The sequence below is a fragment of the Bradyrhizobium sp. SZCCHNR1043 genome, from assembly GCF_032489675.1.
Lineage (GTDB): Bacteria > Pseudomonadota > Alphaproteobacteria > Rhizobiales > Xanthobacteraceae > Bradyrhizobium.
The window spans coordinates 243477-258660 of record NZ_JAUEYN010000009.1 but is presented as its reverse complement, the minus strand read 5'-3'; the positions used below and the strand labels follow the sequence as shown (position 1 = coordinate 258660).

The 15184-nt window shown below is 65.6% G+C and carries 17 protein-coding genes and 1 tRNA gene; 7 read left to right on the top strand and 11 right to left on the bottom strand.

All coding sequences use genetic code 11. From position 1 onward, the window contains the following. Positions 1-424: 424 nt before the first annotated feature. The 4 genes from QX039_RS17740 to QX039_RS17725 all read right to left on the bottom strand — a co-directional run bounded on the left by QX039_RS17740 (position 425) and on the right by QX039_RS17725 (position 4377). Positions 425-1927 (bottom strand): ammonium transporter, encoded by a 1503-nt coding sequence (locus tag QX039_RS17740; RefSeq protein WP_315740632.1) that lies wholly within the window; start codon positions 1925-1927, stop codon positions 425-427. A 39-nt stretch (positions 1928-1966) separates the two neighbouring features. Then, entirely contained in the window at positions 1967-2305 is a 339-nt protein-coding gene (locus QX039_RS17735; RefSeq protein ID WP_006611147.1) for a P-II family nitrogen regulator, read from the bottom strand. Positions 2306-2637: 332 nt separating this feature from the next. Continuing rightward, entirely contained in the window at positions 2638-3948 is a 1311-nt protein-coding gene (locus tag QX039_RS17730; protein ID WP_315740633.1) for an ammonium transporter, read from the bottom strand. 90 nt (positions 3949-4038) lie between these two features. Beyond that, positions 4039-4377, bottom strand: a complete 339-nt coding sequence (locus tag QX039_RS17725; RefSeq protein WP_172112996.1) for a P-II family nitrogen regulator — start codon at positions 4375-4377, stop codon at positions 4039-4041. A gap of 247 nt (positions 4378-4624) precedes the next feature. On the opposite strand from QX039_RS17725, the gene QX039_RS17720 reads away from it, so the two are divergent. After that, positions 4625-5230, top strand: a complete 606-nt coding sequence (locus QX039_RS17720; RefSeq protein ID WP_315770613.1) for a GYF domain-containing protein — start codon at positions 4625-4627, stop codon at positions 5228-5230. Continuing rightward, positions 5227-5697, top strand: coding sequence for a zinc ribbon domain-containing protein (locus tag QX039_RS17715; RefSeq protein ID WP_315770611.1), 471 nt, complete (start codon positions 5227-5229; stop codon positions 5695-5697). The genes QX039_RS17720 and QX039_RS17715 overlap by 4 nt, the downstream gene beginning before the upstream one ends. 25 nt (positions 5698-5722) lie before the next feature. Here QX039_RS17715 and tesB read toward each other — a convergent pair whose 3' ends face one another. Further along, a complete protein-coding gene (gene tesB / locus QX039_RS17710) occupies positions 5723-6595 on the bottom strand; it encodes an acyl-CoA thioesterase II (protein WP_315770610.1) in 873 nt (290 codons plus the stop codon). 155 nt (positions 6596-6750) lie between these two features. Here tesB and QX039_RS17705 point away from each other — a divergent pair, with 155 nt between their 5' ends. Then, on the top strand, positions 6751-7971 hold the full coding sequence (locus QX039_RS17705; protein WP_315770607.1) for a ubiquinone biosynthesis hydroxylase: 1221 nt from the start codon (positions 6751-6753) through the stop codon (positions 7969-7971). A gap of 3 nt (positions 7972-7974) precedes the next feature. On the opposite strand, the gene QX039_RS17700 is transcribed toward QX039_RS17705, so the two are convergent. The 3 genes from QX039_RS17700 to QX039_RS17690 are packed head-to-tail and all read right to left on the bottom strand — an operon-like array spanning position 7975 to position 9704. Continuing rightward, positions 7975-8904, bottom strand: a complete 930-nt coding sequence (locus QX039_RS17700) for an alpha/beta hydrolase (protein ID WP_315770605.1) — start codon at positions 8902-8904, stop codon at positions 7975-7977. A 3-nt stretch (positions 8905-8907) separates the two neighbouring features. Beyond that, complete coding sequence (locus tag QX039_RS17695) at positions 8908-9105, bottom strand: Trm112 family protein (RefSeq protein ID WP_006613415.1); 198 nt, start codon at positions 9103-9105, stop codon at positions 8908-8910. 56 nt (positions 9106-9161) lie between these two features. After that, positions 9162-9704, bottom strand: coding sequence for a TetR/AcrR family transcriptional regulator (locus QX039_RS17690; protein WP_315770603.1), 543 nt, complete (start codon positions 9702-9704; stop codon positions 9162-9164). 90 nt (positions 9705-9794) lie between these two features. Here QX039_RS17690 and QX039_RS17685 point away from each other — a divergent pair, with 90 nt between their 5' ends. The 3 genes from QX039_RS17685 to QX039_RS17675 all read left to right on the top strand — a co-directional run bounded on the left by QX039_RS17685 (position 9795) and on the right by QX039_RS17675 (position 11630). Next, positions 9795-10145: a hypothetical protein gene (locus QX039_RS17685; RefSeq protein ID WP_315740639.1), complete on the top strand. Its 351-nt coding sequence runs from the start codon at positions 9795-9797 to the stop codon at positions 10143-10145. Positions 10146-10491: 346 nt separating this feature from the next. Beyond that, on the top strand, positions 10492-10788 hold the full coding sequence (locus QX039_RS17680; RefSeq protein ID WP_315740640.1) for a cupredoxin domain-containing protein: 297 nt from the start codon (positions 10492-10494) through the stop codon (positions 10786-10788). 11 nt (positions 10789-10799) lie between these two features. Continuing rightward, the gene (locus QX039_RS17675) at positions 10800-11630 is read left to right on the top strand and encodes an FTR1 family protein (protein ID WP_315758703.1); all 831 of its coding nucleotides are present in this window, start codon (positions 10800-10802) and stop codon (positions 11628-11630) included. Here QX039_RS17675 and QX039_RS17670 read toward each other — a convergent pair whose 3' ends face one another. Together QX039_RS17670 and trxA are read right to left on the bottom strand one after the other, a co-directional pair. Further along, positions 11631-12305, bottom strand: coding sequence for an LON peptidase substrate-binding domain-containing protein (locus QX039_RS17670; RefSeq protein WP_315715855.1), 675 nt, complete (start codon positions 12303-12305; stop codon positions 11631-11633). It abuts the gene before it with no gap. A 48-nt stretch (positions 12306-12353) separates the two neighbouring features. Next, positions 12354-13274 (bottom strand): thioredoxin, encoded by a 921-nt coding sequence (gene trxA / locus QX039_RS17665; RefSeq protein WP_315740642.1) that lies wholly within the window; start codon positions 13272-13274, stop codon positions 12354-12356. Positions 13275-13562: 288 nt separating this feature from the next. On the opposite strand from trxA, the gene QX039_RS17660 reads away from it, so the two are divergent. Then, positions 13563-13637 (top strand) — tRNA-Gly (locus tag QX039_RS17660). 37 nt (positions 13638-13674) lie between these two features. Here QX039_RS17660 and QX039_RS17655 read toward each other — a convergent pair. Beyond that, entirely contained in the window at positions 13675-15108 is a 1434-nt protein-coding gene (locus QX039_RS17655; protein ID WP_315740643.1) for a caspase domain-containing protein, read from the bottom strand. Positions 15109-15184: the final 76 nt, after the last annotated feature.

Genomic DNA, 15184 nt, shown 5'->3' with positions numbered 1-15184 from the left:
CGCCCGGCCTTCCCTGCGCCCTCATGATTCGAGGGCGGTGAGTTTCAGCACAGCTCGGGCGCATCGTGTCGCGAGAACGAGATCGTTCGCCTTCGAGCTGCTTCTCGGAGGCAACGCCGGGCGCGCCAACCACAGCTGTCGTCCCGGGCAAGCGCGAAGCGCGCCGACCCGGGATCCATAACCACAGGGTTCAGTTGTCTTGCACGGGACTCGCAGCCTGCCTCTTACAAACATCGCGCGGTATGGGTCCCTGCGTTCGCAGGGACGACACCGGTTATTTGGCGCGCGCTCGGCCCTCACGATCCAAACAAAAAGAAAGGGGCCCCAGCTTGCGCTGGAGCCCCTCAACGGTCAGGGCATTGCCGGGTATTTGCCCGAACCGAAGTTGCGGACCCGGTCGCGTACGACCAAGTCCCGGGAGAACTCAGTAGTTGTAGGCGCGCTCGCCGTGGTCGGTGATGTCGAGACCCTCGCGCTCCTGCTCCACGGTCGGGCGCAGGCCGATGACCACGTCGACGACCTTGTAGAGGATCGCCGAGCCGACACCCGACCACACCAGCGTGGCGACGACAGCCTTGAGCTGCGCCAGCATCTGCGTGGCGAAGTCGTAGGTGCCGGCGTTGTTGCCGGTGATGTTGGTGTAGTCGGTGATGCCGACGCCGCCCAGCGCCGGGTTGACCAGGATGCCGGTGGCCAGAGCGCCGATGATGCCGCCGATGCAGTGCACGCCGAACACGTCGAGCGCGTCGTCATAGCCGAGCGCGTTCTTCACGGTGGAGACGAAGAACAGGCAGACCGGCGAGACGATCAGGCCGAGCACCAGCGCGCCGATCGGGCCGGCATAGCCGGAGGCCGGGGTGACGGCGACGAGGCCTGCGACCGCACCCGAGCAGATGCCGAGCAGCGAGGGCTTGCCCTTGACCGCCCATTCGCAGAGCAGCCAGGACAGCGCCGCACCGGCGGTGGCGACCATGGTGTTGACGAAGGCCAGCGCGGTGACGCCGTTCGACTCCAGGTTCGAGCCGGCATTGAAGCCGAACCAGCCGACCCACAGCAGCGCGGCGCCGATCATGGTCATGGTCAGCGAGTGCGGAGCCATCAGCTCCTTGCCGTAGCCGGTGCGCTTGCCGATCAGAACCGCGCCCACCAGACCGGCAATGCCGGCGTTGATGTGAACGACGGTGCCGCCTGCGAAGTCGAGGGCGCCAGCGCCGGCGAGCCAGCCGACAGCGCCGGTGACTTCGTCGAGCTTGGCCTGGGCAGCGGTCTTGGCGGCAGCGTCGCCAGCGGCAGCGAGAGCCTTGGCAGCAGCAGCGATGTCATCGGGAGCTGCGATGAACCAGACCCAGTGCGCGATCGGGAAGTAGATGAAGGTCACCCAGAGCAGGATGAACAGCATCACCGCCGAGAACTTGATGCGTTCGGCGAAGGCGCCGACGATCAGGGCCGGGGTGATCATCGCGAAGGTCATCTGGAACACGAAGTAGGCCAGCTCCGGGATCACCACGCCGTTCGAGAAGGTCGGAACGGTCGAGTTGGCGTCGACGCCGTGCAGGAAGGCCTTGGAGAAGCCGCCGACCCACGAGGTCATGCTGCCGCCGTCGGTGAAGGCGAGCGAGTAGCCGTAGAGCGTCCAGATCACGCCGACCATCGCAACGATGGCGAACACCTGCGTGAGGACCGAGGCCATGTTCTTGGTGCGGACGAGGCCGCCATAGAACAGCGCGAGGCCGGGGATGGACATCATCAGGACGAGGGCGCTGGACACGAGCATCCAGGCGACGTCGCCCTTGTTGGGAACGGGGGCGGCTGCGGCAGCGGCGGCAGGCGCGTCCTCGGCGAACGCCACATCGACGAGGCCTGCGACGCAGAGCCCTGCAATTGCGAGCGTAACCCATCCCGCGCTGGTTGGACGCTTGAACGTCATTTTATTGTACTCCGTAAGTGTTCTGGTTTGAGCGCGAAATCAAAGGGCCGCAGCGTCCGCTTCGCCGGTGCGGATGCGCACGGCGTGGTCGAGGCTGATGACGAAGATCTTGCCGTCGCCGATCTGACCGGTCTTGGCGGCCGAGCTGATCGCATCGATGGTCTTGTCGACCTGGTCGGAGGGGATCGCGACCTCGATCTTGATCTTGGGCAGGAAGCTCACCGCATATTCGGCGCCGCGGTAGATTTCCGTATGACCTTTCTGACGGCCGTACCCCTTCACTTCCGTCACCGTGAGACCATGAACGCCGATGGCGGTCAGGGCGTCCCGGACTTCTTCGAGCTTGAATGGCTTAATGATCGCCATAACAATTTTCATGGGTCCTATCCCCGCTTGGGCCCGGCACGGACGTTACCGAGCGCTTCCTGTCGACTGAGGTTCACCACGCGGAGAGAGCTTCACGACGCGGGCACAGCCGGGAGCGATAGAATCAAATGCCGTGCCAGACGGCTGGTCAGGGCTAACGAGCGGTGAATCCTGACCTTTTCACCCCTCACCGGGGGCATCAAAGGCTGCGCTATTCCGTCGCGCTCAAGGAATGGGCAGGCATGCGCAAAAGTTACGCATGTCAGGCTCAAGACACAATGCTGCTCACCGCGCGGGCAGAATCCCGCGACGCCGAACAGGTCAATTGGCGCCAATTGCTGCAGCTATTGCAGCGCCTCGCCATGCTGGGAGATGTCGAGTCCTTCCAGCTCGTGCTCGCGCGACACCCGCAGCGGCACGAAGGCGCTGACCAACTTCAGGAGCCCCCAGGTGACGCCGCCCGACCACACCAGGGTGACGGCGACGCCGTAGAGCTGGGCCGCAAGCTGCTTCGGGTTGCCCTCGATCAGCCCGGCTGTGCCGCCGATCGCGGCGGTCGCGAACACGCCGGCCAGCAGCGTGCCGGTGAGGCCGCCGACGCCGTGGACGCCGAACACGTCGAGCGAATCGTCATAGTTGAAGCGGTGCTTCAGCGAGGTGCAGGCCCAGTAGCAGATGATACCGGCGAGCGCGCCGATCACCAGGCCATGCCAGGGGGCGACGAAGCCGGACGCGGGCGTGATGGTGCCGAGGCCGGCCACCGCGCCGGAGATCATGCCGAGCACCGACGGCTTGCGCCGCGTCGACCATTCCAGCGCGCCCCAGGTGACGGCGCCGGCGCAAGCGGCCAGATGCGTCGTCAGGATCGCCATCACCGCATGCGCATTCGCCCCGAGCGCCGAGCCGCCATTGAAGCCGAACCAGCCGACCCAGAGCAGGCCGGTGCCGACCACCGCGAGCGACAGATCGAACGGCGAGAGGTTCTCGCTGCCATAGCCCTGGCGGCGTCCCATCACCAGCGCCGCGACCAATCCCGCGGTGCCCGCGGAGAGATGCACGACGAGACCGCCGGCGAAGTCGACCACGCCGGCCTGCGCGAGAAAGCCGCCGCCCCAGATCCAATGCGCCAGCGGCACATAGACGAAGATGAACCATGCGATGCTGAACAGGAGGTAGGCCGAGAAGCGCATGCGGTCGGCGACCGAGCCCGCCACCAGCGCCACCGTGATGATCGCGAACGTCATCTGGTACAGCATGAACAGCGACTCGGGGATCGTCCTGGCGCCGGGATGGACGCTGTCCATGCCCATGCCGGCGAGGAAGGCGCGGTCGAGCGAGCCGATCCAGGTGCCGTCGCCGACGAAGGCCAGCGAGTAGCCGAATGCGACCCACAGGATCGAGATCAGCATCACGGCTGCGAGGCTCTGCGCCATCGTCGCCAGCACGTTCTTCTTGCGCACCATGCCCGAGTAGAACAGCGCCAGACCCGGAATGGTCATCATCAGCACCAAAGCGGTGGCGACGATCATCCAGGCGGTGTCGGCCGGTTCGATCGTGGACGGCGCTGCCGCTGCTGCGGGCGTGGTGAAGGCAATCGCGCCCGCTGCAGCCAATGCTGCAGACGCGCGCAGGCAACGAGACGCGCAGGTCTCCATGACAGTCCCCCCGGCATGTCAGATGTTAGGATCTTGCAGTCCGCCGCGCCGTTGCGGCGGGCGCGCAGCCGTTGCGGCTGCTTGACGGGCTTAGAGTGCGTCGGTGTCGGTCTCGCCGGTGCGGATGCGGCGGGCATGATCGATTGGCGTCACGAAGATCTTGCCGTCGCCGATCTGGCCGGTGCGTGCGTGCGTCGTGATCACCTCGACCGCCTTCTCGGCGATGTCGGAGTTGACCGCGATCTCGATGCGCAGCTTGGGCAGGAAGTTCACGATATACTCGGCGCCCCGGTAGATCTCGGTATGGCCCTTCTGGCGGCCGTAGCCCTTGACCTCGGTGACGGTCATGCCGTGGACGCCGATCGCGGTGAGGGCCTGGCGCACCTCGTCGAGCTTGAAGGGTTTGATGATCGCGACGACGAGCTTCATGGGCTGGCCTTGGTTTCCTCGGGTCTGGGCAGCCTGCTTCTGAGGCAGGCGTCGAACGGCTGTTGTGGCCTGTTCCTAGGCAAATGGCACAAAAAGAGCGCAGCGTTAAGCGATATTTGATCGCCTATTGCTTGGATATCGTTCGGACAGCTAGTCTGAGCGCGACTCATTGCAGCGACCCCGCGCTCAGATTGAACGACGCTTTGCGGCTCATGTGCCACGAAAAACATTATTTTGGAGAGAAACCGTGGGCAATATTCCCGAGATCAATCCCCTTCCTTCCAGCACAAGTCCCGTTTCCGCAGTGCCACTGGATGCCCCGCCCCATCCGCTGGATGCGGAGTGGCACGTCCATATCAATGGACAGACCTACGGCCCTTACACCGGCCACCGCCTGGGTGAGTTCGTCAAGGAAGGCCGCATCGACAAGTCGACCCAAGTTCTCGCGGTTGGTAGCGAGGCTTGGTCCTTGGCTGGGCAAGACCTTCGTCTCGCCTCGCTGTTCAACCGGGCTCCGCCGCAAGCTCCGCCGATCTCCGCTGCAGCCGGCTCCACCGTTGTCCAGATAACCAACCAGATGGCGCCGACAGCCGTTCTTCTCGACGACACCGGAGCCTTCGGCGCGAAATCGCCGGGCGTCGCTCTGTTCCTTTCATTTCTCCTCTGCGGTGCGGGTCAAATGTACTGCGGCAGAGTCGGGAAAGGAATCCTGATGCTGATTGGGTGTATAGCTCTGTGGTTCATCTTTTTGGGATGGACAGTCTGGATTTGGTCGATGATCGATGCCTACGCGACGGCGAAGGACATGAACCTGCGATACCTGCGTCGCCTGCAGTCGGGCCAGCCAGTATGACGAAAGCTGCGCCCAATATTTCCTTTCAGAGCTGCCCGTCCTGCGGCTCCGCTTTGAGCGAAGGCGCGCTGACATGTGGCTATTGCGGCAGCGTCACTGCCGTCGAAAATATTTCGAGCCGCGTGAGATCTGAGTTCCGGTATTGGGTTGGACGGGCCGGGGCCTATCTGCAGGACCCCGCGGTTCTGATCTGGGTGCTTGCGACCGTTCCCGTACTGATCTTGCCACCATTACTGGCATTGATGATGTGTTTCAGAGGGAGCTGGAATAGCAAACGCGGCGATGCCGCTAGACAAGCTTACTTCTCTGTCTTCTCTGTTTCAGTCGTCGCCATCGTCAATATCGCGCTGAGCTTGATCTTTTGGCGCTGGCTGAGCGAGATATCGATGTCAGCAGGGCTGTCCTTTGGACTCTTTCTCAAGTCGCTGGGAATTGTTTCTCCAAGGGCGTCACTGCAGGCTATCTAACGTGTTTATTTAGAACGGGCGCAGCTTACCGGCGCTCGCGGATCGAGCCCTCCTGCGCGACGGAGGCGACCAGCGTGCCGTCGGGCTTGAAGATCGAGCCGCGGGTCAGCCCGCGGCCGCCCTGCGCGCTCGGCGAATCCTGCGCATAAAGCAGCCATTCGTCGGCGCGGAACGGCCGGTGAAACCACATCGCGTGATCCAGCGAGGCCGGCATCATGCGCTTGTCGAACAAGGTGCGGCCATAGCGCGCCATGACCGCGTCGAGCAGCGAGAAGTCCGACGCATAGGCCAGCGCGCACATGTGCAGCGCCGGATCATCGGGCAGCTTGGCCGCCGTCTTGATCCAGACGTTGATGCGGCCATCCTCGATCTTCTGGCCGAAGTACCGGTTCAGTTCGACGGGGCGCAGCTCGATCGGCCGGTCGGATTCGTAGTAGCGGCGGATGAAGTCCGGCATCCTTTGGAAGACCTCCTGAAACATCGGCTGCTTGGAGATCTCCTCCGCCGTCAGCTTCTCCGGCGGCGGCACGTCCGGCATCTTGTCCTGGTGGTTGAATGCGCTGTCCTCGTCGCTGTGGAAGGACACCATGATCGAGAAGATCGCATTGCCGTGCTGGATCGCGGTGACGCGCCGGGTCGCATAGCTCTTGCCGTCGCGCAGGCGCTCCACCTGGTAGATGATCGGCACCTGCGGATCGCCGGGCAGGATGAAATAGCAGTGCAGCGAATGCGGCAGCCGGCCCTCGACGGTGCGGCACGCCGCCATCATCGCCTGGCCGATCACCTGGCCGCCGAACACGCGCTGCCAGCTCGTCTTCGGGCTGTTGCCGCGGAACAGGTTCACCTCGATCGGCTCGAGATCGAGGATCGAGATCAGGTCGATCAGTCCCTTGGACATGGCGTGGTGCTTTCGCTGGCTCGGCCGTCAGCTCCGGCCCCGTTCCAGCGGGATCAGGCATCCGGAAATGACGGTTTCGGAGGGCAGACCTTGTTTCACGCCCCTGTTTCGCCCAGCTATACTCCACTCGCAAGAGTAACCGTGAGCAGGGCGGCATGACGACACAGCGAAGCATTGTCATTTGTGGCGGGGCGTTTGCCGGCCTGGCGCTGGCGTTGGCGCTCCGTCAGGGGCTTGGGCCCGAGGTGCCGGTGATCGTGGCCGATCCGGCGCTGGCGAACCGGCCGAGCCGCGATCCGCGCGCCAGTGCCATCGTCGCGGCCTGCCGCAAGCTGTTTGACGCGATCGGGGTCTGGGCCGATGTCGCGCCCGAGGCGCAGCCGATCCTCGACATGGTCATCACCGACTCCAAGCCCGAGGATGCGATCCGCCCGGCGTTCCTGACCTTTGCGGGCCAGGTCGAGGCCGGCGAGCCGTTCGCGCACATGGTCGAGAACCGGCTCTTGATCGACGCGCTGGTCCGGCATGCGGAGGCCGCAGGCGTCGAGCTCAAGGCGATGCCGGTGACCGGCTTTGCGACGCGGGCCGACGGCATTGCGGTGACTCTGGGCGACGGCAGCCAGCTCGAGGCGAGCCTGCTGGTTGCCGCTGACGGCGCGCGCTCGAAGCTGCGCGAGCGCGCGGGCATCCAGACCCATGGCTGGGACTATGACCAGTCCGGCATCGTCGTGACCATCGGTCACGAGCGCGACCATGGCGGCCGCGCCGAGGAGCATTTCCTTCCGCCCGGACCATTCGCGATCCTGCCGCTGACCGGCAAGCGCTCCTCGCTGGTGTGGACCGAGCGGCGCGCCGAGGCGAAGCGCCTCGTCGCGCTCAGCGCGGATGAATTCCAGGCCGAGCTGGAGAAGCGCGCCGGCCTGCATCTCGGCGAGTTGAAGGTGCTCGACCAGCCGCGCGCGTTTCCGCTGTCCTACTTCGTCGCCCGCTCGTTCACCGCGCCGCGGCTGGCGCTGGTTGGCGACGCCGCCCATGTGATCCACCCCATCGCGGGGCAGGGGCTCAACATGGGGCTGAAGGACGTCGCCGCACTGGCCGAGGTCGTGGTCGATGCGGCAAGAATGGGAATCGACCCGGGGCAGGTCGATGTCCTCGAGCGCTATCAGCGCTGGCGCCGCTTCGACACGATGGCGATGGGCGTCGCCACCAACTCGCTGAACTTCCTGTTCTCCAATAAATCGACGCTGTTGCGGGCCGTGCGCGACATCGGCCTTGGGATCGTCGATCGCGCGCCGCCGTTGAAGGAGCTGTTCATCAAGCAGGCCGCGGGGCTCACCGGCGAGATGCCGCGGCTGCTGAAGGGCGAGGCGCTTTGAGGTTCAGCGCGGGCCTGCGGCGGCGATGAAACCGGCGACGGCGTCGATCATGTCGGGGTCGAGCGGGCGGTCCGGATCGTTGTAGGAGGCGAGGTTCTCGTCCTCGTTGGCGACGTCGACCAGAACGTGGTTCATCTCCGGCAGCCACAGCGACTTGGCGGCCGGAGCGGCGGCGGCGAGCGCGACCATGTCGAGGCGTGCGATCTGGTGGTCGCGGGCGCCGCCGACGATCAGGATCGGGATCGTGAGCTGCTTGAGCGGATCGATCGGATCCTCGGCGAAGGCGGAGCCGATGCCGGGCTGCATGCTTGGGGCGATCGGCAACTCGGGCGGGGCGGGATCGACGACCTGCCCGGCCATGATGGCATCGATCGCCTTGGCGACCGGCTCCATCTTCGCGGCCGGCAGCTTCTTCTCGAGCTGCGCCTTCAACAGGTCGCCCTGCCGCCGCGCCGACGACGCAAGCAGGACGAGGCGGTCGACCGGGGTGCGACGGGCGGTGAGGATGGCGACCAGGCCGCCCTCGCTGTGGCCGACCAGGACGATCCGGGCGAACTTGCCGCGCAGGAAGTCGACCAGCGCGGCGGCGTCCCCGACATAATCCTTGAAGCGGAAGTCTTCCGGGCGGCCGAACTCCGCCTTCCAGCCGCGCGCGCCGCGCTTGTCGTAACGCAGGCTGGCGATGCCGCGGGCGGCGAGCTGCTCGGCGAGCTTCTTCAAGGTCGCCGGCTTGAGCTGCGGCCCATTGCCGTCCCGGTCCGTCGACCCGGAGCCGGCGATCAGCAGCGCCACCGGAGGGCGCTCGACGCCCGTTGGCGTGGTCAAGACGGCGTCGAGTGCGCCAATGCGGACGGCGCTCTCCTCGGCCGAGACCACCGAGGTGAGGGCCATCAGCGCCACGGCGAGTGCGCAGCGGATCACGACGGGCCGCATCGGTCAGTCGATCTTCCGCGCTTCCTCCGGCAGCATGATCGGGATGCCGTCGCGGATCGGGTAGGCGAGCTTCGCCGACCGCGAGACCAGCTCCTGCTTCGCCGCGTCGTATTCCAGCGGGCCCTTGGTCATCGGGCAGACCAGGATCTCGAGCAGCTTGGGATCGACGGAATTGGCGGGGCGTTCGAGCGGGGCGTTCATGGCAAGGGTCTCCGGCGGGCGCCTCTGTAGCATATCGTCCGCCTGGTTGTCGTCCTTCAAGGCTTGTGCAGGGCGATCCGGATCAGCTCCTCGATGACCGTGTCCAGTTGCTGGGCCGGCAACGGCCGATCCGACAGCGCGTGGCCGAGGAAGGCCCAGTACAGCACCTGGGCGCGTGCGTGCGCGATCGCCGGCATCAGTCCTTCGGCTGAAAGCAGGCTCTCGACATAGCCCAGCCGGCGTCTGTCGATGGCCTGGACGGCCTGGCGCGCGGCGGGGTCGGATCCGGCCCAGCTGCGCACGGCGCGCTCCAGGGTGAGTCTGACGGTGAACGCGCGCCGGAGGAGCACGGCAATCGCCGGCTGGTCGCCGGCGCTCGCCTCCACCCCGGTGATGATCTGCTCGGCCGCAATCTCCCGCCACTTTTTGAGGAGGGCGGCGTGAAACGCGGCCACATCGGCGAAATGCCAGTAGAAGCTGCCGCGCGACACGCCCATGGCTTTCGCCAGCGGCTCCGCCTTCAGCGCGGTGAAGCCCCGGGTGGCCAGCACCTTCAATCCCTGTGTCAGCCAATCGTCGGCGGAGAGCTGATCGGTCATGTCGTCACCATCAGGACGACCATACATAACTGTATTGACGGCCGCCAGGGCTTCGTGCATCTTCCATACATAAATGTATGGAGGCGTGGCATGCGCGATGCGCTGCTCGTAACCGCGGGGCTCATGGCGATCACCGTCGCCGTGATCCATGGCGTGCTCGGCGAGACGATGGTGTTCGCGCGTGCCACCATCTCGCCGGAGCGGTTGCGAACCCTGCTGCGGCTGGTCTGGCAAACGGGCACGGTGGCGTGGATCGGCTGTGGCGTGCTGCTCACGGCCGCCCCGCGAATGGCGTCGGAGTCGGCGCGGCATTGGACGGTGGTCACGGTCATCGTCGTGTTCACCTTCGCTGCAGGCGCCAATGCGCTGGCGACGCGCGCGCGGCATTTCGGCTGGATCATGCTCGCCGGCGTGGTCCTCCTCGCCATCGCCGGCTACTGACGCTGCGAATCCGGTCGACATAGCCGCGGCACAAACTCGGCGAGATGACGGCATTGCGACGCTTTGCAACCGCTGCATCGCCTTAACTGCCGTTCGGCCGCACTCCGTTCACCGCGAGGCCACTGCCACGACACATTCGCCAAGAATGGTTCTAACTTAGAAGGAGTCTCTTTGCAGACACGGCGGCGAGCCGCTTAGTTGTTCGTCGTCGCGAACGGGTGCCCGGCGTCGACATCGATCCGGGCGCGCAACCGTTCTCCGATTTGCTTGTCGGGATAGGAGAGGGGACGGATCGATGTTGGTCGACGTGGTGCGGAAGTTGGTCGTCGTAGGTGGAAGCGTCGGCATGCTGCTGATGGCAGCGCAGGCGCACGCTGGGGAATCGAACGAGATCTGCCTCACCTATGCCAATGGTCAATTCGAGCCCAAGGAGCCGACCGTTCCTGCCGACGCGCCGCTGACGATCCGCGTCAAGAACATGGAGAGCAAGGCCATCGAGTTCGAGAGCGAGACCCTGAAGGTCGAGAAGGTGATCGCGGCCAACAGCGAGGCGGTGCTCAACGTTCGCGCCATGAAGTCCGGGCGGTACGAGTTCTATAACGACTTCAACGAAAAGGCCCGCGGCTTCGTCAACGTCCAATAGGTCCAGATCCCATGCTCGCCGCCCTGATCATCGTCTTCCGCGAAGTGTTCGAAGCCGGCCTGATCGTCGGCATCGTGCTCGCCGTCACCAGCGCGGTCCCGCATCGCCTGCGCTGGATCGGCGCGGGGCTGTTTGCCGGCCTGGTCGGCGCATGCATCGTCGCGGCGTTCGCGGGCACGCTGACTCAGCTATTCGAAGGCATGGGACAGGAATTGTTCAATGCAGGGGTCCTGTCGGCTGCCGTGATCATGCTGACCTGGCACAATGTCTGGATGGCCCGGCACGGCCGCGAGATGAGCAACGAGTTGCGGACGATGGGCCAAGCGGTGGCCGAAGGCGCCAAGCCGCTGGTCGCGCTGGCGACCGTGATCGCCATCGCCGTGTTGCGCGAGGGCAGCGAGGTCGCGCTGTTTCTCTATGGCGTGGCGGCGTCCGGTGACGGCGGCGGGCGGGCGCTGCTCGGTGGCGGCGTCCTCGGCCTGCTGCTCGGCGTCGCCGTCTGTCTCGCGACCTATCTGGGTCTGATGCGCATCCCGCCGCGCGCGCTGTTCAAGACCACCACCGTGCTGATCACCCTGTTGTCGGCGGGAATGGCCGCGCAGGCGGTGTTCTTTCTCGCCCGCGCCAACTGGCTGACATCGTTCGACCAGGTGGTGTGGGATTCGAGCGCGGTTCTGCCCGAGCGTGGCGTCGCCGGACGGACCCTCAAGGCCCTGATCGGCTATACGGATCAGCCCACCGCGATGCAGCTCGCAGTTTACATCGGGGTGATCCTCGCCACCATCGCGCTGATGCGTCTCACGGCGGCGCCGCCAGCGCCGCGTGCGGCCGCCGCCGAATGATCATTGCAGCGGCGGATCACCCGAGGTCCGCTTCTTGGCGAGATCCATCTCGGTCACGGCGATGAGGATTTCGGCGCGGGTCTTGAGGTCCGGCGCCTCGAGCATCGCCTGCTTCTCCGCCGGACCGTAGGGCGACATCATCGCCAGCGCGTTCACGAGCGCTTCGTTCGGCGCGGCTTCGATGCCGGCCCAGTCGACCTTGAGATTGTTGGCCTTGAGGAAGTCGGTGAGCACCGCGAGCAGCGCCTCGCGGTCGACCGCGTCCTCACCCTTGCGCGCCGTGAAATCATCGACGAACGGGAAATAATCGACCTTGCACTGCCGATAGGGCGTGAGCACCGTCATTTCCTCGACCACCTTGAAGCGGGACACGCCCGTGAGCTCGAGGATGTAGCGGCCATCGCCGGACTCGGCGAGCTGCGTGATCCGGCCGACGCAGCCGACCTTGAACAGCACCGGCCGCTCCTCGCTGGAGGAATGCGTGACGTCGGGCTGGATCATGCCAATGAGCCGATGGCCGTCGCGAAGCGCATCGTCGACCATCGCGAGATAGCGCGGCTCGAAAATGTTGAGCGGCATTTGGCCGCGCGGCAGCAGCAAGGCTCCCGCCAATGGAAACACCGGAACGATCTCCGGCAGCTCGGCGGGACCGCGATATTCGGCATTGATCGGCATGCGATACCTCGTGTCCGCTGGAACGAGCGCGCGTCCCGTCCAGCCGGGTTACGAAAACAGGATCGTCGACAGCCGCTTGCGGCCCTCGATGGTGGCCTCGTCTGCGCCGCCCCAGGCTTCGAAGAACTGCACGAGCTGCTTGCGCGCGCCGTCGTCGTTCCATTTGCGGTCGCGCTTCACGATCTCGAGCAGCTGGTCGGTGGCTTCCTTCCGCTTGCCCGCGGCGTTCAGCGCCGTCGCCAGGTCAAAACGCGCCTGGTGGTCGAGCGGATTGGCGGCGACCTTCTGTTCGAGCTCGCCGACCGGCCCGAGCGACTGGGCTTGCTCGGCCAGATCGATCGCGGCCTGCACGGCGGAGACCGCCGAATCGCTACGCTTGGCGTCCGGGACCATCGCAAGCGTCTGCTTGGCCTCGTCGATCGCGCCGAGCTCGACCTGGCACTTCGCAAGCCCGGCGATCGCCGGGATGTTGGCGGCATCGACCGCGAGCACCTCGGCATAGATCTCGGCCGCGCCAGCCGCATCGCCCTCGGCGAGTGCGGCTTCGGCTTCCTTGAGGATTTCGGCGATGTCGGGCTCGCCGACGCCCGGAACGCCCTTGGTGATCTTTTCGATGAAGGCGGCGACCTGGCTCTCGGGCACGGCACCCATGAAGCCATCGGCGGGCCGTCCGCCGACGAACGCGATCACGGCCGGAATCGACTGGATCCCCATCTGGCCGGGAATGGCCGGATGCTCGTCGATGTTCATCTTGACCAGCTTGACCTTGCCGTTGGCGGCCTTGACGGCCTTTTCCAGGATGGGCGTCAGCTGCTTGCACGGTCCGCACCACGGCGCCCAGAAGTCGATGAGGACCGGCTGCCGCTTCGATTCCTCGATGACGTCCTTCACGAAGCTCTGCGTCGTGGTGTCCTTGATCAGATCCGGCACCTGCGGCGCCGCTCCGCCGCCCTGCTCAACAATGGTCACGGGGTCCCTCGTCCGAAAAATTCCGATGGACGGCGACCGGGAACCGGCCGCCGCCGCGCCTCAATACACGTTTTCTCTCACTTTAAGTGGCGGTCCAGCTGGAAATTTCAATCAGCGCCCATCGCGGCCCGGTGATGGGCAGGTTTGGGCCCGGTTCGGCCGGCCCCGACCGCAAAAATTTGAACGTCGTCGGCGTACGAAACCTGTCGCAGACCTGTTGCATTCGTCCGCGGCATTTGGCATAGGTCTGCCCGTCGCTGGCGGCCACGCCGCCAAGGCGTCACGGATGCGGGTGTAGCTCAGTGGTAGAGCACGACCTTGCCAAGGTCGGGGTCGAGGGTTCGAACCCCTTCGCCCGCTCCAAAAATTCCGCTCCGTTCCCCTCTCGCCTTATGCCTCATCATTTCGTCGGCGGGGATTTGTCCCAGGCCGCGAGTGCGTCGGCGAATACCCGATCTCCACTGGGACCTTTGCCGATGGCGAGGATGCCCCGGCGCTGGTTCGCATAGACGACCGGGATGTCGAACCATTCGCGCCGTGCGAGGAGTTCCTCGTTGCGCGCGCGATCGGCCTCGACGTTGGACAAGCCCACCAGGAATGAACCTTCGGTGATCTTGACGGAAAGCCCGGCAAGCGGCGTCCCGCGCGACTTCTCATCCGTCTTCATCAGCATTCCCGGGACGCTGCTGATGCCGCCACCGACGAAGTCGGCAGCGGGCCTGAATGTGAGCTCGGCGACATGGCTGGCCGGCAGGCTGGGATCGTCGTTGCGGCGCAGCTGCAGGCTGACCTTCAGCTTGCGCTCGGGAATGTCGATCTCGCCACGGATCACCGGCATGAGCCGTCCTGATTGTGCGTTCTTGACCGTCTCGGTCCGCCAGGTGATCGAGCCGGAATAGCGCCTACCCTTGGGGTCAGAGAGATCCTCATCATACAGCACGGCAAGTCCGGGCGTCCGCGCATCTGCCGCGTCGGACGAGGCGGTCGGGCTCGAAACGGGAGCGCTGCTCCGGGCGGCGTCAGGGCCGGCCGGCTGCGTCGGCTTCGCGGCGGCGGCGCTCAGTTGAGCGCCGCTGTCTATCGACGTGAACATCACGAGCGGCCGCTGCGCTCCGCTGGTGGCGCGCTCCACCGCGGCGTCGGTCTGGTTGAGGATCTCGATCAGACGTTGGCCAGGCTGCTGGAGCGCCTCTGCAAGGGCTGCGGCGAACACGCCGTGGCCGTCCGGGCCGCGCTGTCCCGCCGTCCCGGCCTGTGCGGCAAAGGAGATCACGGTCCGTGCGGAAACGTCGACCGGGACTAGGCCGGCGGCAAGTCCGGCGATGCCGCGCCCGGCGAACGGATTGGAGCGGAAGGCGTCGAGAATGATCACGTTCTGCCGGGGGTTCGATCCGCCCAGCTCGCGCAGAATCGCAGTCAGGTCGCGCAGCTCGGTGTTGAGATCCGCAGCTGTCGCCGGTGCCGCGTCGACCGGGACGAGATAATCGGCGCCGCCCAGGTTGAGCCCATAGCCGGCATAATAGATCAGCGCGACGTCGGCGTCGGCGATCCTGCCCTTGAACTCGGCAAGCGCGCGATCGAAGCCTCGCCTGTCGAGGTCGATCTGCGCGGCACCGCCGCTCAGGGTGAAGCCAAGCCGCGACAGCCTGTCGGCGATCAGCCGGGCATCCGCCGCCGGCTCGTCCAGCAGCGGCGCGCGCTCGTGAATGGAGTTGCCGATCACCAGCGCCACGCGCTTGTCGGCGGCAGCGGGCCCGGTCGAGATCAGGATCGCGCCGACGACAAGAATGGTTGCAGATAGTAGCTGTCCAACTCGGCCGATCACCCGACGCATGCCAACGATCTCCTGTCACCCGATCTGTGCGCTTGTACGACGATTTTACCGCATTTCGAACAAAGCAGGAACAAGA

Coding starts and splice junctions, on each gene's coding strand:
- QX039_RS17700 (WP_315770605.1), bottom strand. CDS start 8,904: ATGCGGCCCGTCGTGATCCGCTGCGCACTCGCCGTGGCGCTGATGGCC.
- QX039_RS17695 (WP_006613415.1), bottom strand. CDS start 9,105: ATGAACGCCCCGCTCGAACGCCCCGCCAATTCCGTCGATCCCAAGCTG.
- QX039_RS17680 (WP_315740640.1), top strand. CDS start 10,492: ATGCTGCTGATGGCAGCGCAGGCGCACGCTGGGGAATCGAACGAGATC.
- QX039_RS17705 (WP_315770607.1), top strand. CDS start 6,751: ATGACGACACAGCGAAGCATTGTCATTTGTGGCGGGGCGTTTGCCGGC.
- QX039_RS17655 (WP_315740643.1), bottom strand. CDS start 15,108: ATGCGTCGGGTGATCGGCCGAGTTGGACAGCTACTATCTGCAACCATT.
- QX039_RS17730 (WP_315740633.1), bottom strand. CDS start 3,948: ATGGAGACCTGCGCGTCTCGTTGCCTGCGCGCGTCTGCAGCATTGGCT.
- QX039_RS17685 (WP_315740639.1), top strand. CDS start 9,795: ATGCGCGATGCGCTGCTCGTAACCGCGGGGCTCATGGCGATCACCGTC.
- QX039_RS17735 (WP_006611147.1), bottom strand. CDS start 2,305: ATGAAAATTGTTATGGCGATCATTAAGCCATTCAAGCTCGAAGAAGTC.
- QX039_RS17675 (WP_315758703.1), top strand. CDS start 10,800: ATGCTCGCCGCCCTGATCATCGTCTTCCGCGAAGTGTTCGAAGCCGGC.
- QX039_RS17715 (WP_315770611.1), top strand. CDS start 5,227: ATGACGAAAGCTGCGCCCAATATTTCCTTTCAGAGCTGCCCGTCCTGC.
- QX039_RS17725 (WP_172112996.1), bottom strand. CDS start 4,377: ATGAAGCTCGTCGTCGCGATCATCAAACCCTTCAAGCTCGACGAGGTG.
- QX039_RS17690 (WP_315770603.1), bottom strand. CDS start 9,704: ATGACCGATCAGCTCTCCGCCGACGATTGGCTGACACAGGGATTGAAG.
- QX039_RS17670 (WP_315715855.1), bottom strand. CDS start 12,305: ATGCCGATCAATGCCGAATATCGCGGTCCCGCCGAGCTGCCGGAGATC.
- QX039_RS17740 (WP_315740632.1), bottom strand. CDS start 1,927: ATGACGTTCAAGCGTCCAACCAGCGCGGGATGGGTTACGCTCGCAATT.
- tesB (WP_315770610.1), bottom strand. CDS start 6,595: ATGTCCAAGGGACTGATCGACCTGATCTCGATCCTCGATCTCGAGCCG.